19 protein-coding genes are annotated in these 20,629 nt (G+C 45.2%); 6 read left to right on the forward strand and 13 right to left on the reverse strand.

Annotation, left to right across the window (positions count from 1 at the left end; all coding sequences use genetic code 11):
- Positions 1-33: 33 nt before the first annotated feature.
- The 3 genes from RIB93_RS29490 to RIB93_RS29500 form a co-directional block, all read right to left on the reverse strand.
- Positions 34-1,155: an alanine/ornithine racemase family PLP-dependent enzyme gene (locus RIB93_RS29490; RefSeq protein ID WP_446378392.1), complete on the reverse strand. Its 1,122-nt coding sequence runs from the start codon at positions 1,153-1,155 to the stop codon at positions 34-36.
- A gap of 23 nt (positions 1,156-1,178) precedes the next feature.
- Positions 1,179-2,300: a DUF1611 domain-containing protein gene (locus tag RIB93_RS29495; RefSeq protein WP_446378393.1), complete on the reverse strand. Its 1,122-nt coding sequence runs from the start codon at positions 2,298-2,300 to the stop codon at positions 1,179-1,181.
- A 121-nt stretch (positions 2,301-2,421) separates the two neighbouring features.
- Entirely contained in the window at positions 2,422-2,661 is a 240-nt protein-coding gene (locus tag RIB93_RS29500) for a hypothetical protein (protein WP_446378395.1), read from the reverse strand.
- Positions 2,662-3,029: 368 nt separating this feature from the next.
- Here RIB93_RS29500 and RIB93_RS29505 point away from each other — a divergent pair, with 368 nt between their 5' ends.
- The gene (locus RIB93_RS29505) at positions 3,030-3,764 is read left to right on the forward strand and encodes a helix-turn-helix transcriptional regulator (RefSeq protein WP_446378397.1); all 735 of its coding nucleotides are present in this window, start codon (positions 3,030-3,032) and stop codon (positions 3,762-3,764) included.
- A 410-nt stretch (positions 3,765-4,174) separates the two neighbouring features.
- Here RIB93_RS29505 and RIB93_RS29510 read toward each other — a convergent pair whose 3' ends face one another.
- Positions 4,175-5,875, reverse strand: a complete 1,701-nt coding sequence (locus RIB93_RS29510) for a DUF262 domain-containing protein (RefSeq protein WP_446378399.1) — start codon at positions 5,873-5,875, stop codon at positions 4,175-4,177.
- Between the two features lie 248 nt (positions 5,876-6,123).
- Between RIB93_RS29510 and RIB93_RS29515 the strand changes: the two genes are divergently transcribed.
- Positions 6,124-6,759: a type I restriction endonuclease subunit R gene (locus RIB93_RS29515; RefSeq protein WP_446378401.1), complete on the forward strand. Its 636-nt coding sequence runs from the start codon at positions 6,124-6,126 to the stop codon at positions 6,757-6,759.
- Between the two features lie 80 nt (positions 6,760-6,839).
- Positions 6,840-7,325: an STM4504/CBY_0614 family protein gene (locus tag RIB93_RS29520; protein ID WP_446378403.1), complete on the forward strand. Its 486-nt coding sequence runs from the start codon at positions 6,840-6,842 to the stop codon at positions 7,323-7,325.
- A 400-nt stretch (positions 7,326-7,725) separates the two neighbouring features.
- Here the strand turns inward: RIB93_RS29520 and ahr are convergent, their stop codons facing one another.
- On the reverse strand, positions 7,726-8,727 hold the full coding sequence (gene ahr, locus RIB93_RS29525) for an NADPH-dependent aldehyde reductase Ahr (protein ID WP_446378405.1): 1,002 nt from the start codon (positions 8,725-8,727) through the stop codon (positions 7,726-7,728).
- A gap of 156 nt (positions 8,728-8,883) precedes the next feature.
- Here ahr and RIB93_RS29530 point away from each other — a divergent pair, with 156 nt between their 5' ends.
- Positions 8,884-10,551, forward strand: a complete 1,668-nt coding sequence (locus RIB93_RS29530) for a dynamin family protein (RefSeq protein WP_446378407.1) — start codon at positions 8,884-8,886, stop codon at positions 10,549-10,551.
- A 142-nt stretch (positions 10,552-10,693) separates the two neighbouring features.
- Here the strand turns inward: RIB93_RS29530 and RIB93_RS29535 are convergent, their stop codons facing one another.
- The 3 genes from RIB93_RS29535 to RIB93_RS29545 form a co-directional block, all read right to left on the reverse strand.
- Positions 10,694-10,882, reverse strand: coding sequence for a hypothetical protein (locus RIB93_RS29535; protein ID WP_446378409.1), 189 nt, complete (start codon positions 10,880-10,882; stop codon positions 10,694-10,696).
- Between the two features lie 825 nt (positions 10,883-11,707).
- Entirely contained in the window at positions 11,708-12,127 is a 420-nt protein-coding gene (locus RIB93_RS29540; protein WP_446378411.1) for an acyl-CoA thioesterase, read from the reverse strand.
- Between the two features lie 141 nt (positions 12,128-12,268).
- Positions 12,269-13,360 carry a protein kinase domain-containing protein gene (locus RIB93_RS29545; RefSeq protein ID WP_446378413.1) on the reverse strand — a complete coding sequence of 364 codons (1,092 nt, stop codon included), beginning with the start codon at positions 13,358-13,360 and terminating at the stop codon, positions 12,269-12,271.
- A gap of 200 nt (positions 13,361-13,560) precedes the next feature.
- Here RIB93_RS29545 and RIB93_RS29550 point away from each other — a divergent pair, with 200 nt between their 5' ends.
- Positions 13,561-14,322 (forward strand): DUF561 domain-containing protein, encoded by a 762-nt coding sequence (locus RIB93_RS29550; RefSeq protein WP_446378415.1) that lies wholly within the window; start codon positions 13,561-13,563, stop codon positions 14,320-14,322.
- Positions 14,323-14,680: 358 nt separating this feature from the next.
- On the opposite strand, the gene RIB93_RS29555 is transcribed toward RIB93_RS29550, so the two are convergent.
- Positions 14,681-15,655 (reverse strand): alpha/beta fold hydrolase, encoded by a 975-nt coding sequence (locus RIB93_RS29555; protein WP_446378417.1) that lies wholly within the window; start codon positions 15,653-15,655, stop codon positions 14,681-14,683.
- A 261-nt stretch (positions 15,656-15,916) separates the two neighbouring features.
- On the opposite strand from RIB93_RS29555, the gene RIB93_RS29560 reads away from it, so the two are divergent.
- A complete protein-coding gene (locus RIB93_RS29560; protein WP_446378419.1) occupies positions 15,917-18,292 on the forward strand; it encodes a heavy metal translocating P-type ATPase in 2,376 nt (791 codons plus the stop codon).
- Positions 18,293-18,450: 158 nt separating this feature from the next.
- On the opposite strand, the gene RIB93_RS29565 is transcribed toward RIB93_RS29560, so the two are convergent.
- The 4 genes from RIB93_RS29565 to RIB93_RS29580 form a co-directional block, all read right to left on the reverse strand.
- Positions 18,451-18,954, reverse strand: coding sequence for a DUF3172 domain-containing protein (locus RIB93_RS29565; RefSeq protein ID WP_006098983.1), 504 nt, complete (start codon positions 18,952-18,954; stop codon positions 18,451-18,453).
- A gap of 311 nt (positions 18,955-19,265) precedes the next feature.
- Positions 19,266-19,511, reverse strand: a complete 246-nt coding sequence (locus RIB93_RS29570; RefSeq protein WP_006098931.1) for a helix-turn-helix domain-containing protein — start codon at positions 19,509-19,511, stop codon at positions 19,266-19,268.
- A gap of 185 nt (positions 19,512-19,696) precedes the next feature.
- Positions 19,697-20,056 carry a carbon dioxide-concentrating mechanism protein CcmK gene (locus RIB93_RS29575; RefSeq protein ID WP_446356939.1) on the reverse strand — a complete coding sequence of 120 codons (360 nt, stop codon included), beginning with the start codon at positions 20,054-20,056 and terminating at the stop codon, positions 19,697-19,699.
- A 148-nt stretch (positions 20,057-20,204) separates the two neighbouring features.
- Positions 20,205-20,516, reverse strand: coding sequence for a carbon dioxide-concentrating mechanism protein CcmK (locus tag RIB93_RS29580; RefSeq protein WP_446378421.1), 312 nt, complete (start codon positions 20,514-20,516; stop codon positions 20,205-20,207).
- Positions 20,517-20,629 lie beyond the last annotated feature (113 nt).

Raw genomic sequence — 20,629 nt, forward strand, 5'->3', positions numbered from 1 at the left:
TTAACATCAACCCCGTTTATTGACTTACAACTTCTAATTTATAGGTGAGACAATTTTTAACGTTTTAACCACAGGAATTATAGCTTCAGTTGTCAGGATAAATTGCTTTCTAATAAAAGGAGAAGTCATCGCGGACAGAAGACCCCCGTAATCCAGGTTAAAATTCACTTCATCTCCAACTTGTAAGTTGTGGTTCTTGCCGTCGAGAATAATATGATCACTGCTAGCTCCTAGTATTTCTAGCTTTTTCTTCGATTTCAAGCTAGATACCAGAACGTCCTGCCTTCCCAAAGCAATAATCACTCTCTGGCTAATTCCTCGATCTGAGAAACTAGGAACGTTTCCAAAAGCATCTTGACAGATCTCGCCAAATGGTAGGGAGGGCTTTGTCTTGGACTCAATAACTTCGGCAACGAGTTTGAATGCCTCTGTGTGTAAACCTGGAATCGCTTTTCGGTTCACAGTTTCGCACCCTAAAAGGATGGATTCACCCAAGCGAAGATTGTTGATATTGCCGATATATTGAGCCGATTTATACCATTCATAATTAGCCGAATTACCGCCGGATATTATTTCCAAATCAATCTGAAATTCTTTTTTGATGCCATTAACCAGTTCAGACAATTTATGCATATTTTTATTGTCTGGCTTTACTCCACCATAACAAGCCAAATTGCAGCCAATACCAACAATTTTTATACGGGATAGAGAAAGAATTTTCCTGATAAATTGAGAAAGATCACCAGGAAGTACGCCTTCCCGCAAATCTCCCAACTCTACCATCACAATTATTTGATGATTTATATTATGTACTTTTGCATAATAGGAAAGTTGCTTAATCGTCTCGATTTCAGTGTTTAGACTAATGTCTACACTTGTAACCACAGCTTCAGCCTGACTTAAAGGAGTGCGTAGAAGCACAAACTGAGTGGATATCCCAGCCTTTTTCATTTTTTGAATGTTTTCAATGCGAGAGTCAGCAATAAATCTGACTCCACCTTGAATCATTGCCTCGACAATAGAAGGTTCTCCTAGCACTGCTTTGGAAACTCCCATCAATGAAATCCCTCTGTGCCCATAAAGTTCACATAGCATTCGGGCATTGTCCCGTATTTGAGATAGGGAAATTTCTATCCTTGGCATAAACAATTTCATTGATTATTTCCAGACGATTACGTCTACCTCATTCCCAATACAGGCATTTTTTCTAAAGTCTTCCCCTCGATGCTTTGATTCAGGTTGGGAAAATGATCACATAAGGCTTGAATGATTTTTTTGCATCCATGATTCAAGACATCCATTGTCGGCAATTGAAACTGCTTCTCATAATCCTCTATGATTGTCAAAATCTCTTCATCTGCTAGGTTTTCATGGCTTAATGCAATCGCCATAACTTTAGCTTGAGAAATCGCTTCAATCAGTTTGATTTCGCTCTCAACAGTTGGCATTGGCAAATGAGGAAAATCGCACCGAAATTTCCTAGCTGGTGGATGTTGAAGGATAATACCATCGGGCATACTTCCTTTCAAGATGCCGAGAGAACTCATAAAAGCGGGATGACTAACGGCACTCTGTCCCTCAACTAAAATGATGTCGGGATATTCGTTCTCAAAGGCTTGAATAATAGAGTTTTCTATTTCACCAATCACAAATTGGGAAACTAAAGCATCAATCGATATGCCATACATTGCTCCCTGCATCAAACCAGTTTGACCCGTCGCTACCAATACTGACTTTATGCCGAGAGTCTTGAGGGACTTGTTGAGTTCTATTGCGGTTGTCATTTTGCCGCAAGCACAATCTGTACCTAATATGGCGATTACAGGAACATTAATTTTAGAGACTTGACCCGTAAAGACGTGCAAATCTTGTAATTGTGGAGGTTTTCTGATATCTTTAATTTGGATATTATGTTGGGCAGCCATCTGGGTAAACTCTTGATCTTCAGAGAAAAACTGATGAAGACCGTTAATGATATCCATTCCTTTTTCCATGGCTTCTAAGATAAGAAACCGTTCTGGCTGGGATATAAAGCCATCTAAAGGAGCTTTGCCATAAATGTAACAGTTGGGAACCTCTGAAAGGTTAATTAATGCTTCATTTAAATTAGCAAAAATGGGTATACCATTCTTTTCTTGCCCTAATTCTTCCCCTGCGTCTTTACCCGCTCGTGAACTATCAATCACCCCAACAATTGTATACAGTTCAGAGTGTCGAACCAACCCAGCGGCAGTTTTTCCGTCGGCTAAACTAAATTGATTTTCGCAGTAAACTAAAGCCGTTTCTTTTCTGATTGTCATTTTAAGTTAGTTTCTTTCAATTTCTTTTCACGAATCAGGATACTTTTTGGTGATTGCCAAGCATTTCGACAATTTATAATTTTATCTACATACTTGAAATCCTTTCCTGGTAAGATTCCTGTTAAATCGTCTTGGAAAAACTTCTGTTTAAGCTAGCCATTTCAACCACAGCCTCTCGCTGAAACTGAATCACACAAGAGGCTGATTCCCGATAATGGATACGGCTACAGGTGGATACTTTTAGTGTGATCGTGTTGGGGGTTGAATCGAGTAACCGTTGCACCGTACAAGGTTGCATCTTATTCTTACAGTAGGCAATGATGCGATCGCCAACTTTAATATCGAGTGCTTGAATGTTCATGAATACTCCTCCTTTGGGTCAATGAGTTGGCTGTGTCAGTCGTATCCAGTACGAAAAACGGTTTATCGGTACGACTCAACCGAGAGACCATTAATTGTCTTGGAGGTGTCGTGATTGGCTACGGCTTTTATCGCTCAAAGCCCGTCAGATCATCAAGAGTAGATTCTTGCTCCTAGCTACTCTACTGTTGTAGTACCTCTTCAGAGTAGCATATAAAAATGGCTAATTATATCAAAGTTAAATTTTTATCGTCAAGATAATGTCGCTATACTGTAATTACTGTTCACACAGATAAAAAAATGAACTCTCCTAAGCGTTCAGGTTAAACTATGCTGACTTATTTAACAATTCGTTCAAAATGATAGATTATGACCGTGCCAAGTACGATGAACCGTTCTCTCCACAGTTTCTTCCAAGCGATCGCAGAGGCTCGTGATGAGCAGGAACTTCGCCTGCAAATCATGGACGAATTAGGGGAGCATTTTCAGGCGCAGTATTGGGGGCTGTGTCTGCTCAACGAAGATTCTCACGCGGCTGAGGTGCAGATGCAAGGGGGAGCAGATACGGAGGGGTTTATGGCAGATTACAATACGTTAGCGCGAAAGGTCGATCCGGTGTTACGCTACGTCATCGAACACCATGCTCCCGCCCATGAACAACTGGTATTCTCTCCAGAGGTTTGGAAACAATCTGAACTGTACCAGAATTGTTATGCTCGCTACGATCACGAACACGTAATGATGGGTCCGATTGTCAGTGGAGGGCGTTTAATGGGTGGGGTATATTTTGCCCGTGCTTCTGATGCGCCTGCGTTTGATTATAAAGACTTGGCTGATTTAACTGGATTATGTTTGCATTTATCCTCACGTCTGGCTACCTTGCGATCGCAAGCCAAAAAATCCCAGTCTCTCGTCGCTAATCGCCTCACCCCACGGGAACGGGAAATTGCTGACTTGGTTGCCAAGGGGTTGACAAATGCAGAAATTGGTGCTGAACTTTGGATTACCCAAAATTCCGTGAAGCAGGCGTTGAAACGGATGTTCCGTAAACTGAATGTATCAGCGCGTGCAGAGTTAGTAGCGCGATTGCAAGATACTGTGTAGAGACGTTGCATGCAACGTCTCTACAATCGTGTAGGAAAAGGGTTCAATAATGTTATACAACCCTAGATATTGCCAGAAGGAAATCAGTTGACAGGAAAATTCCAATGTAGGGGCGGGTTTAGGAAATCAATGAACGGGTAAATGAATACATTTCATACAAAACCCGCCCTTCAACGGTATTGAACCTAACCGATAACCTCAATTCAAAATCCACCCATTACGGTTAAAAATAGGGCGGGTTTCGTTGTTTTATTTGGGGTGTGTCCACTGATTTAATCCCTAAAGGAAGTCCCTACATATTGGGGTGCGATCGCGGCGGTTATCAATGGCGTTAAACAGATGGTTAATTTAACCGACAAACATCAATTTATTTATTTGCCCTCATGTTTAAAATATTAGCAGAGTCTGAGCTATAAAAAATCCGATTGCCAAATATGAACAGCACGTTGGGCAAAATGCCTCTGGCGTACAGCAATTGTATCCGGGTTCCATTCTTCAGCCGTAATTCGTTGAGTGAGCTGATAGACGCTCTGCTGATATTTTTCTTGCTTACTCTGATAGTTTTTTTGTCCAATATCCCGATTAAATGAGGGTTCTAATAGCGTCAGATTTCCCAGACGATAAACCATTTCCTCTAATTGCCGCTCCGTAAAATATTGCCGCCATTCATCGGTTGGTACTTCCGGAAGAATATGCTCAATAGAGAAACTATTTTCCTCTACCTGTATACCTGATGCATCTGCCTCTAACTGACTGAGGATATAACGAACGAGTTTACGCTTTTGCCCTTTTGTCGAGATTGAGAGCAAAGAAAAGTCCTGTTGAAATTTTTCGTCGGTGACATATACCGGACGAAGAGTATCAAATACTTGTCGTGGCGTTGTGATAGTTCCTTCAGCAATATTAGTGGCAACAGTATTGTAAAATGATTCTAATTCATTCGGATTTAAGCGGCTAACAATACTATAGCGGAACGAGATGACAAGGATGAGCTTGAGTAAGCGCGTGAAATTTTCCGGAGAAAACTGCTGATAGGCAGCAAATAGAGTCGGGTAAGCCTGTTTGACTCGAAATAAATTCAACTCACGGATGTAAGGTTGGTTCTCCGGAGTATCACGCCAGAATTCATCATTGGGATTGCTAAGGGCGACATATAAACTACTAAAGTTCTCAAGCTGATCCAATAAATCAAACGCTTTGGTTGCATCATTAACCGATGATCGAACCAGCTTGAATAAACGTTCACGCCGCACTCGAGTATGGTTTAAACTCAAATAGTAACGCAGAAATTCTGGGAACTTCTCCATCTGAACTGTATTGATAATGCGTCGCCATTGGCGCTGTGCTTCTTGTAAGTCATCGGGTCCTCGAAAGAGTGAGAAGAGGTAATTTTTTAACAGATCAGTGGAGGTTAACTCTATTCCTCTAGCATTTAATGTCTCAAAAACCGTATAAGCATTCAGTTCATCTTCAACGCTGATTTGAATTAACAGCAGTCCTTGAGCCACTGTATCGGTAATAAACATTGCCAATTTTTCGCCATCTTGAGTCACCTCTGGCAGTTTTTCTAATTGAGTGAAGAAGTATTCAAAAGCTTGCCATAGGAGTTGATTGGATTTCGAGAGAGAACGAATATTTAGGGGTTTTCTCAGGTTAACTAAATTACTTTGATAAAAATCATTATTATTTTCATTCAAAATCAGTTTACTTGAGTATCGTAGAGAACGAGGATCGCGATCACCGAGATAAGTCCGCTTGAGAATTTCTTGTCGTTCTTGGTTGGCTTGAGGCTCAATATCTTTCTCGACAAGCTGTTGGAGCATTTTAATAACAGCAACGGCAATAATACTGAGTGTGGCTAGGCGTTGCTGACCGTCAATAATGGTAAATGATTGATCAGTTGTCCCAGAACGTTGCAGGACAATTGCTCCCATATAATGACTGATACTAACATTATTATGCAGCATTAAAATATCCTGCCAAAGGTCTTCCCAATTCTCCACCGTCCAGGAATAATCCCGTTGAAACGGCGGGACTCGATAGATTTTTCCGTTGCTAATTAAATCGCCGAAGCTAGTCGTGCGAGTATCTAGGAGGTTAATCCGAACCATAACAAAAAGGTAGAAGGTAAACGACAGAAGGATGTGCAAACTAGATAGATTATCAAGGGGGTAGTCAACTCAGATTTGGTATCACTGGCTTGGAGGAGATGGGGGATCTTGAACACAGGACTTACGCAGACACACCACGGATGGGGATAAAGGTGCGTTACGCTACGCTAACACACCCTACAAATAGAGCCTTTGCGTAAGTTCTAGAACAGTTTGCTAAACTAAGGTTAACAAATAAACAGCAACCGATGGTTACAGGTTTAGGGATTACTGATACTATAAAAAGCTTAAATGATCTGCGGGTGCGCTGTAATTTGCGTCAAGCGGATGATGATAACTTTTTCAGCGAGTGGGTTGATGATTTACCCGAACTCAACGAACGGGAACAGGCGGGTGTTGCTCGGATTAAGCAACGCTATGATTATCATCACGGCGATGGTTTGTTATTGGAAGGTACAATTAATCTGGTGGTAGTTTCGCCACTATTGGAACTTGCAGGGTTTCTTGATCCACCTTTCCGCATTCGTTCGCCTTATGGGGTTGGGTTAGAACTTGATGATCCTGAAGAAACGATTCGCGGTTTTATTGATACGCTAGTTGTACAAGAACAACTTTGGATCTTGGTGATTGAGTCGAAGCGAACCAGTATTCCCGTTCCGGCGGCTTTACCGCAGTTAATGGCTTATATGTTAGCGAGTCCCCAGCGGGGGAGTTCAGTGTTTGGTATGGCGACAAATGGGGATGAGTTTGTGTTTTTAAAGCTGAGTCAAGGAGATAGTCCAGAGTATGATGTATCGCGGACTTTTTCGCTGTTTCCCAGGCGACATGAGTTAAGTGAAGTTCTACGGATTTTGAAACGGTTGGGACAAGTTGTGGTGGAGTGAGAGTATTCTTCGTAAAACGGCAAAAGTAATAAATTGTGCTACATTGGTATAAATGTACTATAAAAATGGTTCTCTAAAAAATGGCAGTCTGCAATCTTTTCTCAAAACGTCACAAAAAACTGAAGGGGGAAGTTCCTGATGTCTATCAGTATGACAATATCCCTCGTCCGCTCCGCGTACAGATTGTTCATATTATGCACGATGCTATGGGTAATGTCCATAGTCGGCACACTGAAAATATATTTCAGTTGATTCATGATATATTGTGTCGTGAATATGGGAAATTTTCTTTATCAGATGACGTTTATGTGAGAGGTATAGATCACGACAATGATGTATTAAAATTTTTGATTAACAGCAATGATGTGGAGCAAGTTCTGGACGTTGTAGAGCTTAGCTTTAAAGCCATTGACACATATTATCGAAAGGAAAATTTCAGACACTTTACTCAATCTAAAATAACCCCCGATGAAGCAATTGAGGAGTTAAACATCAGGTTTAGGGAACAGGGCGTAGGCTATCAGTACGAGTCGGGCGAAAGTTTGATACAAACATCATGCGCCTAGTTGGTCAAAGTAATCCAATAATTATTAGGATAGGACTTACATAAAGCCTCTATTCGTAGGGTGTGTTAGCGTAGCGTAACGCACCTTTGTCCCCATAAGTGGTGTCGCTGCGAAAGAGTACAGGGCGACCCGATTAAATTGAGTGGACAATGGTGTTGATTGGTGCAAGCGGGTCGCCCCTACAATGTGCTATATTCCTTGGAGCGATCGCCTGAGTTTTCATGGCATAAATCCTTGGCAACGCTTGTCGGACATGGCGTGTGATTGTGTAGGGGCGGGTTTCACGATTATTCTTTCGGTTACACCTAGATGTGACTAAACCCGCCCCGACTTCCGCCGATTTCGAGTCTTTTGGTGAAACACTGATCAAAGCACATCCCACAATCGCAATTGTTTTATTCTAATGCTTCAACACCAAGCGATAGCGTGGTTTACCATGGCGCAGTTTTTCCATCGCTTCATTCACCTGCTCAAAGCTGAAGGTTTCCGTAATCGGCTCAACACCCTGTCGTGCAGCGAAATCCAGCATTCGCGTAATGGTGACTGGACTCCCCAGGGGACTGGCTGAAATTGACTTTTGACCAAGAATCAGGGGGAAAATGGGGGTAGAGAGGGGATTGGGGATGACTCCAACAAAGTGTAACCGACCTTTGGGACGTAATGCAGCGATGTAGGCGTTCCAATTGAGGTCAGCACTAGCCGTGGAGAGAATAAAGTCAAAGGAATTTTGCACGGCTTCTAAGGCGTTGACATCGCCCGAATTGATAAAATGAGTTGCTCCCAATTCCCGTGCTTCTGCTTCTTTGTCCGGACTACTGGAAAATGCCGTGATCTCACACCCCCAAGCCTGGAGGAAACGCAGCGCGATATGACCTAATCCACCAATACCAATCACGCCAACGCGATCGCTCGGTTTAATGTCAAACTGAACAATAGGGTTAAATACGGTAATCCCGCCGCAGAACAAAGGACCAGCGGTAGCGGGATTGATCCCATCGGGTAGGGGAACCACCCAACTGTGATCCGCACGAACCTTATCCGCGAATCCACCATGACGACTGACAATGGTTCCTTCTGCATTCGCGCAAAGGTTCTGATTCCCTGACATACACCATTCGCACGTCATGCAGGAACTCGAAAACCACCCTAATCCAACTCGTTGTCCTAGGTTGAGGGTGGTGACTTTATCGCCCAATGCAGCAATTGTACCTACAACTTCATGACCTGGAACAAAGGGATATTCAGTCATTTCCCACTCATTGTCCAGCATACTCAGGTCACTGTGACAAATCCCACAATACTCGACATTAATCTCTACCTCTTCATCGCCGAGACTACCGGGATCGTACTCGAAGGGTTGGAGTTGTCCTCCGGGTTCATGAGCAGCGTAAGCTTTAATCATGGTGAAATCTATAATAGTTGCTGTCTTTAATATTAAAGGATTGAACCACCTTCTATCGGAAAAATGGTGTACCCTTAGTTACGGTTGATGGCAACAAACCAAACTATACTAATTTATATAAAGATTCCTCAAACTCTGACATAAGACGAATGACCAATGGAACAGGACGTTTTCCGCGAACTTGCTAACACGCTGCGATCGGCAATTGGTCTACTGGATGGGGAACAGAACGCCCAACTCCGCCAAGACGCGATCGCACTGTGTGATTATCTGGAGAATCCGATTTTCCGTATCGCTGTTTTTGGTCCGTTTAATTACGGGAAATCGACGTTACTCAATGCTTTACTAGGGAAACGTACCCTACCTATCGACTTAATCCCCACTACAGGCGCGGCGATTCATATCCGTTACGGGAACGAATTACACACGCGCATTACGCTCTCTAATGGTCAACACATCAGCGAAAACGGTACAGATGTCCTGAAACAGTTTGCCATATTAGATGACCAACGGCGGATGCGAGAGGATGTGACCAATGTTGAGGTATTTTGTCCCCATCCGTTCCTAAAAACGGGGGTAGAATTGCTGGATTTACCGGGAACGGATGATCGGGAAGCCCAGGAAACCTTAGTTCGCGACCAACTGCTCACCGCTGATTTAATTGTTCAGGTTCTCGATGGTCGTAAGTTGATGACATTAGGGGAGCGAGAACACCTAAGAGATTGGCTATTGGATCGGGGAATTACTACGGTCATTTTTGTGGTTAATTTTCTGAATTTATTGGAACCAGACGAGCAGAAACAAGTCTATAACCGTCTACTTTTTGTGGCAGAAAGTTTCCGATCACAGCTGCCCAATAATATCAGTAATATCTATCGTGTGGATGCTCTCCCCGCCTTACGCTATCGACTCAAAGGTGATACCGCCGCCGCCCAAACCACGGGCTTAGATATGTTTGAATCGGCGCTACAAAGCATTGCCGCCACGCGCCATGAGAGCCTCGCCATCCGCTTTCCCCGTGTGCAGGCGATCGCGTCTCAAATCCAACAGGCTGCAACCGTAAAAGTGCAAGCCATTTCTGCTGAAATTACGGTGGCGGAACAAAAGCATCAAACTAAATTAGAGATTAAAGAAAAAGCCCAAAACTTGATCCAAAAAGGCTTCGCCGCCAGTGTGTCTGATTTCCAAGGATGGCTATATTTACCTAAACTGTTAGAACGGTATCAATCGGAACTGGTTGCGGCGCTACAACATGGCACATTTAATCTGTGGGAACAAGGCGGTTTTAAAGAGGCGATTCAGGAGCATCAACAGGGAATTGTTAAATGGGTGCATCAAGCCAGTGAATTTTTTGATCGCCAACCCCCGACTGATCTGACAATTCCCTTTCCCAAACCCCCAGAAGTCAAGCTTCCGGAACCCCCACCCCAAGCCAAGGGAACTAAGGGCGTTACTCCAGTTGCGATCGCGACGGGATTGGGTTGGGTATTTTGGGGACCTGTTGGTGCGGCGGTGGCTGGTGGGGCGACGTATTTGTTAAAGAAAACTCCTAGCGATGCTGCACCGCCAAAATCTTCGACGGCTTATGTAGAACAAGTGAATCAAGCTTACACGGATGCGGCGACAGAGTACCTAACTTGTTTTAGCCGCGAGGCGGTTTCCGCTTTGGAAGCATATATGAAATTGGCGGAAACGGTGATTAATGTTAATTTGACGAATGAACCGTTAAAACTGATAATTGAGCATCATCAGTTACAGTTATTGCAAAATGTTTTAGCGAATTTGGAGCAAGAATTGGAGCGGGTGCGGTTAGCCCTGAATTAAAGCCCTGAACTCAAGTACTCGAAGAGAAGCCGCTTCGCGTCTAGGGGCTGAAAGCTCGCGTCCCGTTAAAACGGGTTCAAATCTTTTAATGGAGTAAGCTTTAGCTTACTTAAGCTTTAGGTTCCGGAAATTTATTTCCCGGCTACTTTTGATAACGCCATTTTTGCGCCCGAAACACACCAACTAATTTAATTCCACTCTCAATTTGAGCAAATCGCTCTTGTTTGACGGATCGCGCTGAACTCTCCTGCACGGAGGTTAAGCTAAAACTCAGGAGTGCCAAGATTAATGCCGTGGCGGTTAAATTACACGTAAATCTTATGTTAAACATTGCCCTGAAATAACCTTACTCAATCACTGGCAAGACTCCAGTGGTAAACTCAGCTATGACTTGGTGATGGAAAATCACCGGAATAAAACTCCCTGTCAAGTAAAATCATAAACTAAAAACCCTCTTAAATAGCTTCAGTAAACTTACTGAAAAACTTGCGGCTCTTTTATCAGCCATTTCGCGTATATTCACCGAACAATCTTCATTTTATGAAGATTTGATGAAGATTATGGGTAGTTTACCGATCACTTGGGCGACTCAGCTACGACGGTTAGGCGATGGCTAAATAGGGCTGACAACGCCATAACCGTTCAACTGCCAGTCAAGCTCAAATTAAATATGATCATTTCTGGTTAAAACTTCCAGCATGAATATAATACCCAAAAGCATCACAATAAGAACAGATTCCATAACTAAATCTCCTGCTGTCAATACTTCAACAGTAGAAAAATATAGTTGGGTTTAGAGAGGATAATAGGTAACTCTTTTGATTGACTATTAAATAACCAATCCATCTCACCCAATCTGTAGCTTTGGTAACATCTGGATATGTACAGTTTGCCAATTGGCACGGCTACAATGGCACTTCTCGATTGGATGCCATACAGACTGGGGCAGGGTGTAGGGTGTAGGGTGTGGAGTGTAGTGCTTCAAATGAGAACCGCTATATATTCCGCTTCCCTCCCCTCGCAGGGGAGGGTTAGGGAGGGGTCTCTTAGGGGTTTGAGGAGAGGTCTTTCACCGGACATAATATAGCGATACTCAAGCAGGTTAAGACATTCTCTATTGTTCCCTGTTAAGAGTTCCCTAATCTCAACTGATGTCCTAACGTTTCTTCGTAGTGCTATATAACCAATTAATCATCGCGTCTGGCAAGATAATTTTAGTGCGAGTGTTCGGATCAATACAAACATGGCGAGTTAAGGCATCTGCTAGGTGTCGTTGCGGTGAAGCAGCATCGATAACCTGATACTTAATTTCAAACTTGCTATCACTTAACCGTTGAGGTATCCCATCAATCAGCAGCTTGTCCCCACAAAACATGGGCTGAAAAAAGTCTACACTACTGTGGATAATTGGCACAGCCACAGCAGCGTTACTAAAAAATGTCTTGAGATTAATACCCGCCTTGGCTAGAGAGTCTTCATAGGCTTCGTGACACATCGCCAAAACATTGGCAAAGTAAACGACACCAGCAGCATCGGTATCTTGAAAGCGGACGGTGCGATTATAGGTAAAGGACATGGCACGCTGGTTTAGGACTTACGCAAAGGCTCGATCTGTAGGGTGTGTTAGCGTAGCGTAACGCACCTTAACCAATATATAGGGTGTGGCTGCGTAAGTTCTGTGGTTAAGGCTGGTGGGCAATGCCCACCCTACGGTATTTCACTTAGAAGTCCCCAATGGCGGTTGACTCGGACGCCACCGCTTTTTTTCTCGCCGTTGTTTCCAGTCCCGAATGGCAATCGCCTTTTTTGCGGCGGGAGTGCGATAACCCTTGCGGCTACTTTCATCTTGATTGGCTGAGGTGCTAGTTTTCGGGTGGGGTTGTTTGACTAAATACTGCGCCAGATCATCGTAGGGTGATTTAAAATTCAGGTCTTGCAGAATGTGCCGAACTGAATGATAACGATTCGTCAGCGATACATTCGTCATTTTCCGCAGCACTTGAGTCAAAGGCTGACTGATATGTACCAAGCGTTTCCAGTATAAGGTACCAGTTTGGCGATCGCTCTCCAAATCCATAGGTGCTTTTCCGGTTAGCAGGTAAAGACAGGTCATCCCTAGGGCGTAGATATCACTGGCAAATACCGGGCGCAGCGAAAACTGTTCGGGTGGGGCAAATCCGACGGTGCCGATAAAATGAGTTGAGGCGAGTTTCATGCTACTGTCTAGGGCTTGCACCAACTTCTCCTTAACCGCGCCGAAGTCAATCAACACCAGCCGACCATCGTCTTCACAGCGGATAATGTTTTGCGGCTTGATATCTCGGTGAATCACGTTATTGCGGTGAATGTAGTCAAGTAGGGGTAGCATTTCCGCCAAAAACTGTCTGGCGGCTACCTCCGATAAACAGCCACTCCGCCTGACTAGCCGCGCTAAGGTTGAACCACGGATATATTCCTGAACCAGAAAAAATTCTCCCCCAGTCTCAAAGTAATCAAGTAGCATGGGGATCTGAGAGTGGCTACCCAGTTTACCGAGAATTTTTGCCTCTCGTTCAAAGCGCTGGCGAGCATTCTCTAAGGCTTTCGGGTCATCAACTTTGGGGCAAAGTTGCTTAATCACGCAAAGCGGTTGACCCGGTAACTCAGCATCTTTGGCGAGAAAGGTCACGCCAAACCCACCGCGCCCCAACATTCGCAAGATCTGATAGCGATCGCAAAATCGTTCATTTTGACCGCAAAGCTGACCAAGTTGGGTTTGCTGTAAAATTTCCGAGTGGAAGGAAGACAGGTTTCCCGGCGCAAAATTCATTTTTCCAGAATCCGATGGTACAAGCTCTCCAGCCTGTTCTTAGTTTAGGCAAAGATCTTATCTTTCTTCAAATTTACACGACGCCCCGATAAGTGGCACAATAGATATTTCATATTCATGAATAAATGTAGGCGACCTGAGCGATTAACTTCGACAAAAATAAACGATAGATCGTTAGTATATAGAGCAGACGTGCAACGATGACTATGCATCCAAAACTACAAAAAGCTTTTGAACACCGCCAAGTCCTCAAGGTTATTAGTGGCTTGAATAACTTTGACTCCCAGCGGGTGAGTGCTACCGTTAAGGCGGCGGATCGGGGTGGGGCGACGTTTGTCGATATCGCCGCTGATCCAGATTTGATTCGTTTGATTAAAGGATTGACAAATATACCGATTTGTGTTTCAGCCGTGGAACCCCATCAATTTGTCAGTGCCGTAGAAGCCGGGGCTGATTTGATTGAAATCGGGAATTTCGATAGCTTCTACGCCCAAGGGCGACGGTTTGAGGCAGCAGAGGTTTTAGCCTTGACCCAACAGACGCGATCGCTCTTGCCCGATATTACCCTATCTGTTACCGTTCCGCATATCCTGACGTTAGATCAGCAAGTGGAATTGGCAGAAAAACTGGTGCAAGCTGGGGCAGATATTATCCAAACCGAAGGCGGTACCAGCAGTCAGCCTCGTTCGGCGGGAACCTTGGGCTTGATTGAAAAAGCCGCCCCCACCTTAGCCGCTGCATCCGAAATTTCTCGCGCCGTATCTGTACCTGTACTCTGTGCGTCTGGCTTATCCAGCGTTACCGTACCCATGGCAATTGCCGCAGGCGCGGCTGGCGTTGGCGTGGGTTCGGCGGTAAATCAGTTAGACAACGAAGTGGCGATGGTTGCGGCTGTCCGCAGTTTGGTGGAAGCCTTGGCAACGGTTGAAACCGTTGGGGCGCACCGACGTGCGCCCAAGTGAATCGGCAAATCGATCCCACAATTTTAGCTGTGCCACGCCAGTAGCATCCGGAAGCAGGGCGCACGTCGGTCATCCGTGTCAACTTAAGCTCAACCCCTCTCCCCCAGCCCCTCTCCCACGCCGGGGAGAGGGGAGCAAGAGAATCCGGTTCCCCTTCTCCCCTGCCAAAAAAGCGAAGCATCCTTTGTCCTCCCCCCTCTTGTAGGGGGGAACGAGGGGGGTAGGGGGGAACGAGGGGGGACCGGAGTTGGGGTTAGGGGATGAGGGGGAAAATGTTGAGGAGTAGATAGAAACAGCTTAAAACATTGCCAGCATTGACTTTCACCTTAAGTTGACACCAATGCACGTCGGTGCGCCCCTATCCATGATCATCAACTAAAAGGGTTTGAATCGCGGCTACAATAATTTCCGGTTCATCAACCCAGACAAAATGACTACTCCGAGTCGCAGCTATTTGAGTACAATTGCTTGACAGCTTAAGCAGTTCAGCGTGCATCTGATCCCGCAACGTATCAGCCGCTTGAATTGGCATATAAAAATTCCAGATTGAACGCTTGAAGAAGGTACTCGCTTTGATACTTACCAGAGGAATATTACCTAAACTTTTCACCTGACTCACTTGATAACTACTTCGGTCTAAATTCCACAATTCACGCCACATGGTTAACCAGTGACGATAATGATAAAACGAACGCTTGACCTGTTGTCGCGTTTTTGGCGGAAATTGACGCAGCTCTTTTTTCAGCAACTCAAATATGCCAATTGTGCCTAAAATTCTGACAATTCCCAGGATTGAACCCAAGATTGACATCGCAAATCCTGACAGAAAAAATAATTTTAATCCCCGCAGCATCAAAGGCATCTTTAACATGGCGACTTCATGAAGTCCATCTGTTAGGACAATCCCCACCACTTTTTCCGGGAACTGGTGAGCATAAAACCTGACATTATAACTCCCAAACGAGTCTCCGACCAAAATATAAGGTGGCTGAATTTCCGCTACATTGAGTAGATTATCTAATTCTTGGACAATCTCTTGTGTCGAACGCGGTTTCGGACTAGAATCGCTCCAGCCATAGCCAGCGCGGTCATAAATACAAACCTGGGTCAGTTTAGCGATTTTGTCGATAAGGAAATAACCATCAATTCCGCCAAGACTATGGTCAATGATAACCGTTGGCTTGCCTTGCCCTTTTGAGTAGAGGTGTACCTTGTAACCGCCAATATCAATCCGTTGACCAGGGGGTTGAGACGTTTTATTGTCCCACCACCGGGCTAAACCATGGTAACTGGTTGTAAACAATAGAATCAACCACTGGATAGGAATTTCCATAATTAATTGTTATCAAAGTTCATAAGGATGGTGTCAACTTGTCCAGGTATTAGCTGGATTGGTGGTTGAGTTTCTTTATGAATCGCCTGAATTTTTTCGGTTAATGCAGCAACATCATAGTCCTTAAAACTCATCGTAGTATACTGTTTAAGTTAAAATATTAATAATTTGTGAATAAAAATTGCCAACTCTGAATTAACCATCCTTAACGTTTTACAGTAGAAATGCCTAACACCCAATCAACAGTTCTGAGGCATGAGCATGGTAAATCTGGACACCCGATGGGACGCGATCGCAAGCTACGCAAGTTATGATAACTCCAATGATTTCAATCGGGCAAAGCCATCAGGGAAGAAGGCTGTGTCTGGGAGAAACCCTTGTCGCTTGGTGCATTCGATTCCGGGACGGGTGCGATTTCGTGTGCCTCGGTTGGCGAATGATGCCGATTATGCCCATTGTTTAGAAGCGTTGATGGCATCTCAAGATGGAGTAACTCAGGTGCGTGTGCGTCGCGCCGCCGCCTCTATTGTAATTGGCTATAACACTCAGAGGCTGTCTGATGTTCAGATGGGTGAGGTGTTGCTGGAGTTGATTCAAACATCTCGAAGACGAGACAGGGAGCAGGGGAGCAGGGGAGCAGAGGAGCAGGGGAGCCAATTTGTAGGGGCAGGTTTGACCGATAACGTTAGCCAAGAAACCGCTAACTTGACTAAACCCGCCCTACTTGGGGAATCCCAATCCCCAAATCCCAATCCCCAATCACTAGACGAAAATGACTGGTCAGAATTGAAACGTCCCGCCTTAGCTACTCTCCTGGCACTATTAGCCGGTCCATTACGCCTTCCCATTCCTCAATCGCTGGTGGCGGGTTCTGTCGCGGTGGCGGGATTACCTGTGGCGAAACGTGCCATCACCAGCTTGTTGGGGAAACATCGCCTGACGATTGATTGCTTGGATTTGGTGGCGATTACTTTATCTTCAATTCAGGGAAACTGGCTGACACCCGCCCTGATGATGACACTGCACGAATTAGGAGATATTATCCGCGATCGCACGGCTCGTTCGTCTCAGGCTCAAACCACGGATTTACTCGATTCTATCGGACAATATGCGTGGGTGGAGTGTAATGGGGAAAAACAGCAGGTTGCGTTGACTGAAGTCAAACCGGGGGATACCGTGATAGTCTATCCCGGCGAACAAATCCCTGTTGATGGCATGGTATTGCGGGGAAATGCCACGATTGATCAGCAAAAACTCACTGGGGAATCGATGCCTGTGGTACGAGAAGCCGGACAAACCGTCTATGCATCCACATTAGTGCGATCGGGTGAATTATATATCAAAGTGGAACGGGTTGGTGCAGATACCTGCGCGGGTGCGAGTATTCAGTTAGCCCAGCAAGCCCCTGTCCATGATACGCGCATGGAAAATTATGCGGCACAACTGGCAGAACGGTCAATTATGCCTGCGTTTCTCCTAGCCAGTGGGGTGTGGGCAATTACTCGGAATCCAGCGAGGGCAGCCTCTATCCTCACCCTGGACTTTGTTACCGGGATGCGCGTCTCGATTCCCACCACCTTTCTCGCCGCCCTCACCCATGCTACGCGCCATGGTATTTTAGTCCGTTCAGGACGGGCATTGGAACAACTTGCCCAGGTGGATACGATTGTTTTCGATAAGACGGGAACGTTAACTCAGGGGAATATTCAAGTTGTGGCGGTGGAAACCGTAACTAATCGCTTGTCGGCACAACGTATCTTAGAACTTGCAGCAGCAGCGGAACAACGGTTGACTCATCCAGTGGCTGAAGCGGTAATGCGTTACGTGGAGGAACAGGGTATTGATATCTTACCCCGTGGCGAGTGGCAGTATGAAGTCGGATTGGGTGTGCGGGCGGAGATTGACGGCGAGAGAGTATTAGTGGGTAGCGATCGCTTTTTGCGGCAAGCTGGGATTAGTGTGGATTGTTTTTATGATCAACATCCCTGTTGTCGTCAACTCTGGGGGTGTCAGCACGATTGTCCGATTTCGGCTGATTCTTCCTTAATTTATGTGGCGTGTGAGGATGAATTCCAAGGGGTAATTCAATATAAAGATCCCTTGCGAGGAGAAAGCCGCCGGGTGATTCATCAGTTGCAACACGAGTATGGCATGGAGATTCATCTGTTAACCGGGGATAGCCAAACTAAAGCCGTCGCCGTGGCGCAGGAATTAGAGATTCCCTTGTCGCAGGTTCACGCTGAAGCCTTCCCTCAAACCAAAGCTGATGTGGTACGTCGGTTAAAAGCAGAGGGGAAAACCGTGGCATTTACGGGAGATGGGTTAAATGATTCCGTGGCGCTAGCTTATGCGGATGTATCGATTTCCTTTGGTGATGGTTCAGCGGTGGCGAGGGAAACAGCAGATGTAGTGCTAATGGAGAATGATTTAGCCAGTTTACTGGATGCGATCGCGATCGGCAAGCAAACCCTGGCAATTGTGCAGCAGAATACCGCCTTGGCGGTTACGCCTAATGTGGCGGCGTTGGGATTGGCGTCAACGGTGGGACTTCATCCCCTAGTTGCCACAGGGGTGCATAATGGAAGTGCGATCGTCGCTGGATTAAATGCACTACGACCTTTAATGCATCAGGATTAGTCATTGTTTGTAGTAGGCACTTTAGTGCCAAGGCTTTAATGGTTATGTCCTGATGATTGCTGCTTCAGCAGCGATAGGGGTAAAACCCGCCCCTACACAACAAATGTAGAGACGTTGCATGCAACGTCTCTACATCCGTAAGGTGGGCAAAATGGGCGTTAAAACTTATCGGTTTCAGAGGGTGAACTGCCTCCTCCTGGTTTGGTAAGGAATAAGTTATCCTCTACCTCATTCTGATAGATACATTCAATTTCTGGATTCCCTTCCAAGGGACCGGTGAAGCCAAAGGTATTCATCCGATTTTTACAGGATTTCACTTGATCCGAAGTAACCAGGTTCCGTTTCTCTAAAATTGCCCAGTTGTTCCGGCGCAAAACACATCCAGGGCGCATACTCGGCTGGGTGACGTAAACGTTAAAGGGGTTGAGAGTAACGAAAACCCGCATATCTGTAACCATCGCACTGGCACCATACTGGATACACAATTCCGGATTGGGGGCACTGCGGTCAATGGCTTCACGGGATGCCACATTTTCTAGATTAGGACTCGCTGTAGAACTAAAGGCGATACCGACGCCAATTCCCAGGATAAAAATCCCGCCGAGGATGGCGAGGGTGGTGGCGTTCAGGATAGAAGCGATGGGGTTAGTTCGACGTCTCATAGGGGTTGAATCAACTTTACTAAAATTGCCAGGGAAGGATTAGAGGGATATTAAAATACCAGACGGTCACTTTTAAGACCCTATACAGGAACTAAGTATATTTTATCGGGATTGACACTCCCCGACCATGCTACTGCATAGACGGGGATTCTTGGTTCCTTGACTCACCGTTAACCTGAAGTTCCCCTTTGACAAATCGCTACACTGTATGCATATCTTGGCTTAGGGCGATTTGGCTGACGGCTTCACTTTTGTCAAATCACATTTGGCTAGACTTAATGTTGTCTACTAAGACCACATTAAACGTCCCTTCAATCTTCCTCATCACTCTTGAGGAAATCACCCACGTACAGTCGGATAAATTCTGCTGCTGCATCAGGATTGAGGCTATGAAGTGCCTCAGCAATCTGCACCACGGTTTCGGCTGAGGGATCTCGATTTTCGTGAAACCAGTGAAATACAACTGAACGATCAACCTTCAAAGTTACGGCTAGCTTGTTTTGACTGATGCCGTATGTCTTCAATGCTTGTCTGAGAGCTTTTCCCGCTTTTCCCATACCTCTAATCGTGTCAGAGGATGATCCGCAAGTAAATGTTGTTGGAACTCACAACGTCTGGCAGAATTGATCTAGACTGAGATGGGGTAGGGACACGATAATATCGTGTCCTGATATAGCTAGATCAAACCATTAGCTTAAGCGAATTCCTCAACCTACCAGAGACAAAACTTTCCCTTATTTTCCTAACGTTGCAACCCGTTTCCTCTACCTTGGACTAATGGATTCTCAACCGCTTCTCTGTACTGCTCAACCTCTTCTGTGTACGCAATTGGCAGAACACACTCCACATTTTCATGAGGGCGGGGAATAATCACCCACGATTCTAAGGTTGCACCATAGGTTTTTTCAACGGCTGCAATTCCAGCATCCATGGCGGTTTTCACCTCGGAAACATCGCCACGAATATTCAGATTAAAACGAGCGCTACCAACGCGGATATAGCCGACTATGGTCACTCGACCCGCTTTAACCATAGCATCTGCGGCGGCTAATATACCGGGAAAGCCCTTGGTTTCAATTGACCCAACTGCTACTATTGACATTGCCAATCTCCTCAATCAATGAATTAATGAACTCAAAAACTTATTCTACGAATTATGGGTATTTTTTCAGAAACATACTCTTTGTCTTTAGCTTTTAATCGCGAACCAGACCTAGAGTCACTGAAACATTTCCCCTTCTCTTACTCAGTTAAAATGAGCGAAACTGTTCAACTTGACTGGTATATTCAATCGGTAGAACGGTGTCAACATTTTCGTGGGGATTAGGAATGATGTAGTAACCGGTTATCTCAGCGCCGTGTGTTTTCTCCACCGCTTCTAGACCCGCATCTACAGCCACCTTAACTTCAGATATTTTGCCCCGAACACTGACCATAAAGCGACCACTTTCATTGCGATCAAACTTCACCAGGGTAACCGCGCCAGCTTTGACCATAGCGTCTGCTGCGGCAAGTACCCCAGGAAACCCTAATGCTTCAATCGTCCCAACGGCTGCGGGCATGATTGCTCTGTTACCTCCACCTCAAAAGATTCTATCAAACTATATTGTACGGGGCTTTATCACCCATTGCGGCGAAATTATAGATTATTTTTTAGATGGGATAAAACTTGATC

The sequence above is a fragment of the Coleofasciculus sp. D1-CHI-01 genome, assembly GCF_040218875.1.
Lineage (GTDB): Bacteria > Cyanobacteriota > Cyanobacteriia > Cyanobacteriales > Coleofasciculaceae > Coleofasciculus.

Excerpts from the sequence above, each read along its gene's own strand:
- RIB93_RS29490 (WP_446378392.1), bottom strand. The coding sequence starts at position 1,155 with ATGAAATTGTTTATGCCAAGGATAGAAATTTCCCTATCTCAAATACGG.
- RIB93_RS29495 (WP_446378393.1), bottom strand. The coding sequence starts at position 2,300 with ATGACAATCAGAAAAGAAACGGCTTTAGTTTACTGCGAAAATCAATTT.
- RIB93_RS29500 (WP_446378395.1), bottom strand. The coding sequence starts at position 2,661 with ATGAACATTCAAGCACTCGATATTAAAGTTGGCGATCGCATCATTGCC.
- RIB93_RS29505 (WP_446378397.1), top strand. The coding sequence starts at position 3,030 with ATGACCGTGCCAAGTACGATGAACCGTTCTCTCCACAGTTTCTTCCAA.
- RIB93_RS29510 (WP_446378399.1), bottom strand. The coding sequence starts at position 5,875 with ATGGTTCGGATTAACCTCCTAGATACTCGCACGACTAGCTTCGGCGAT.
- RIB93_RS29515 (WP_446378401.1), top strand. The coding sequence starts at position 6,124 with ATGGTTACAGGTTTAGGGATTACTGATACTATAAAAAGCTTAAATGAT.
- RIB93_RS29520 (WP_446378403.1), top strand. The coding sequence starts at position 6,840 with ATGGCAGTCTGCAATCTTTTCTCAAAACGTCACAAAAAACTGAAGGGG.
- ahr (WP_446378405.1), bottom strand. The coding sequence starts at position 8,727 with ATGATTAAAGCTTACGCTGCTCATGAACCCGGAGGACAACTCCAACCC.
- RIB93_RS29530 (WP_446378407.1), top strand. The coding sequence starts at position 8,884 with ATGGAACAGGACGTTTTCCGCGAACTTGCTAACACGCTGCGATCGGCA.
- RIB93_RS29535 (WP_446378409.1), bottom strand. The coding sequence starts at position 10,882 with ATGTTTAACATAAGATTTACGTGTAATTTAACCGCCACGGCATTAATC.
- RIB93_RS29540 (WP_446378411.1), bottom strand. The coding sequence starts at position 12,127 with ATGTCCTTTACCTATAATCGCACCGTCCGCTTTCAAGATACCGATGCT.
- RIB93_RS29545 (WP_446378413.1), bottom strand. The coding sequence starts at position 13,360 with ATGAATTTTGCGCCGGGAAACCTGTCTTCCTTCCACTCGGAAATTTTA.
- RIB93_RS29550 (WP_446378415.1), top strand. The coding sequence starts at position 13,561 with ATGACTATGCATCCAAAACTACAAAAAGCTTTTGAACACCGCCAAGTC.
- RIB93_RS29555 (WP_446378417.1), bottom strand. The coding sequence starts at position 15,655 with ATGGAAATTCCTATCCAGTGGTTGATTCTATTGTTTACAACCAGTTAC.
- RIB93_RS29560 (WP_446378419.1), top strand. The coding sequence starts at position 15,917 with ATGGTAAATCTGGACACCCGATGGGACGCGATCGCAAGCTACGCAAGT.
- RIB93_RS29565 (WP_006098983.1), bottom strand. The coding sequence starts at position 18,954 with ATGAGACGTCGAACTAACCCCATCGCTTCTATCCTGAACGCCACCACC.
- RIB93_RS29570 (WP_006098931.1), bottom strand. The coding sequence starts at position 19,511 with ATGGGAAAAGCGGGAAAAGCTCTCAGACAAGCATTGAAGACATACGGC.
- RIB93_RS29575 (WP_446356939.1), bottom strand. The coding sequence starts at position 20,056 with ATGTCAATAGTAGCAGTTGGGTCAATTGAAACCAAGGGCTTTCCCGGT.
- RIB93_RS29580 (WP_446378421.1), bottom strand. The coding sequence starts at position 20,516 with ATGCCCGCAGCCGTTGGGACGATTGAAGCATTAGGGTTTCCTGGGGTA.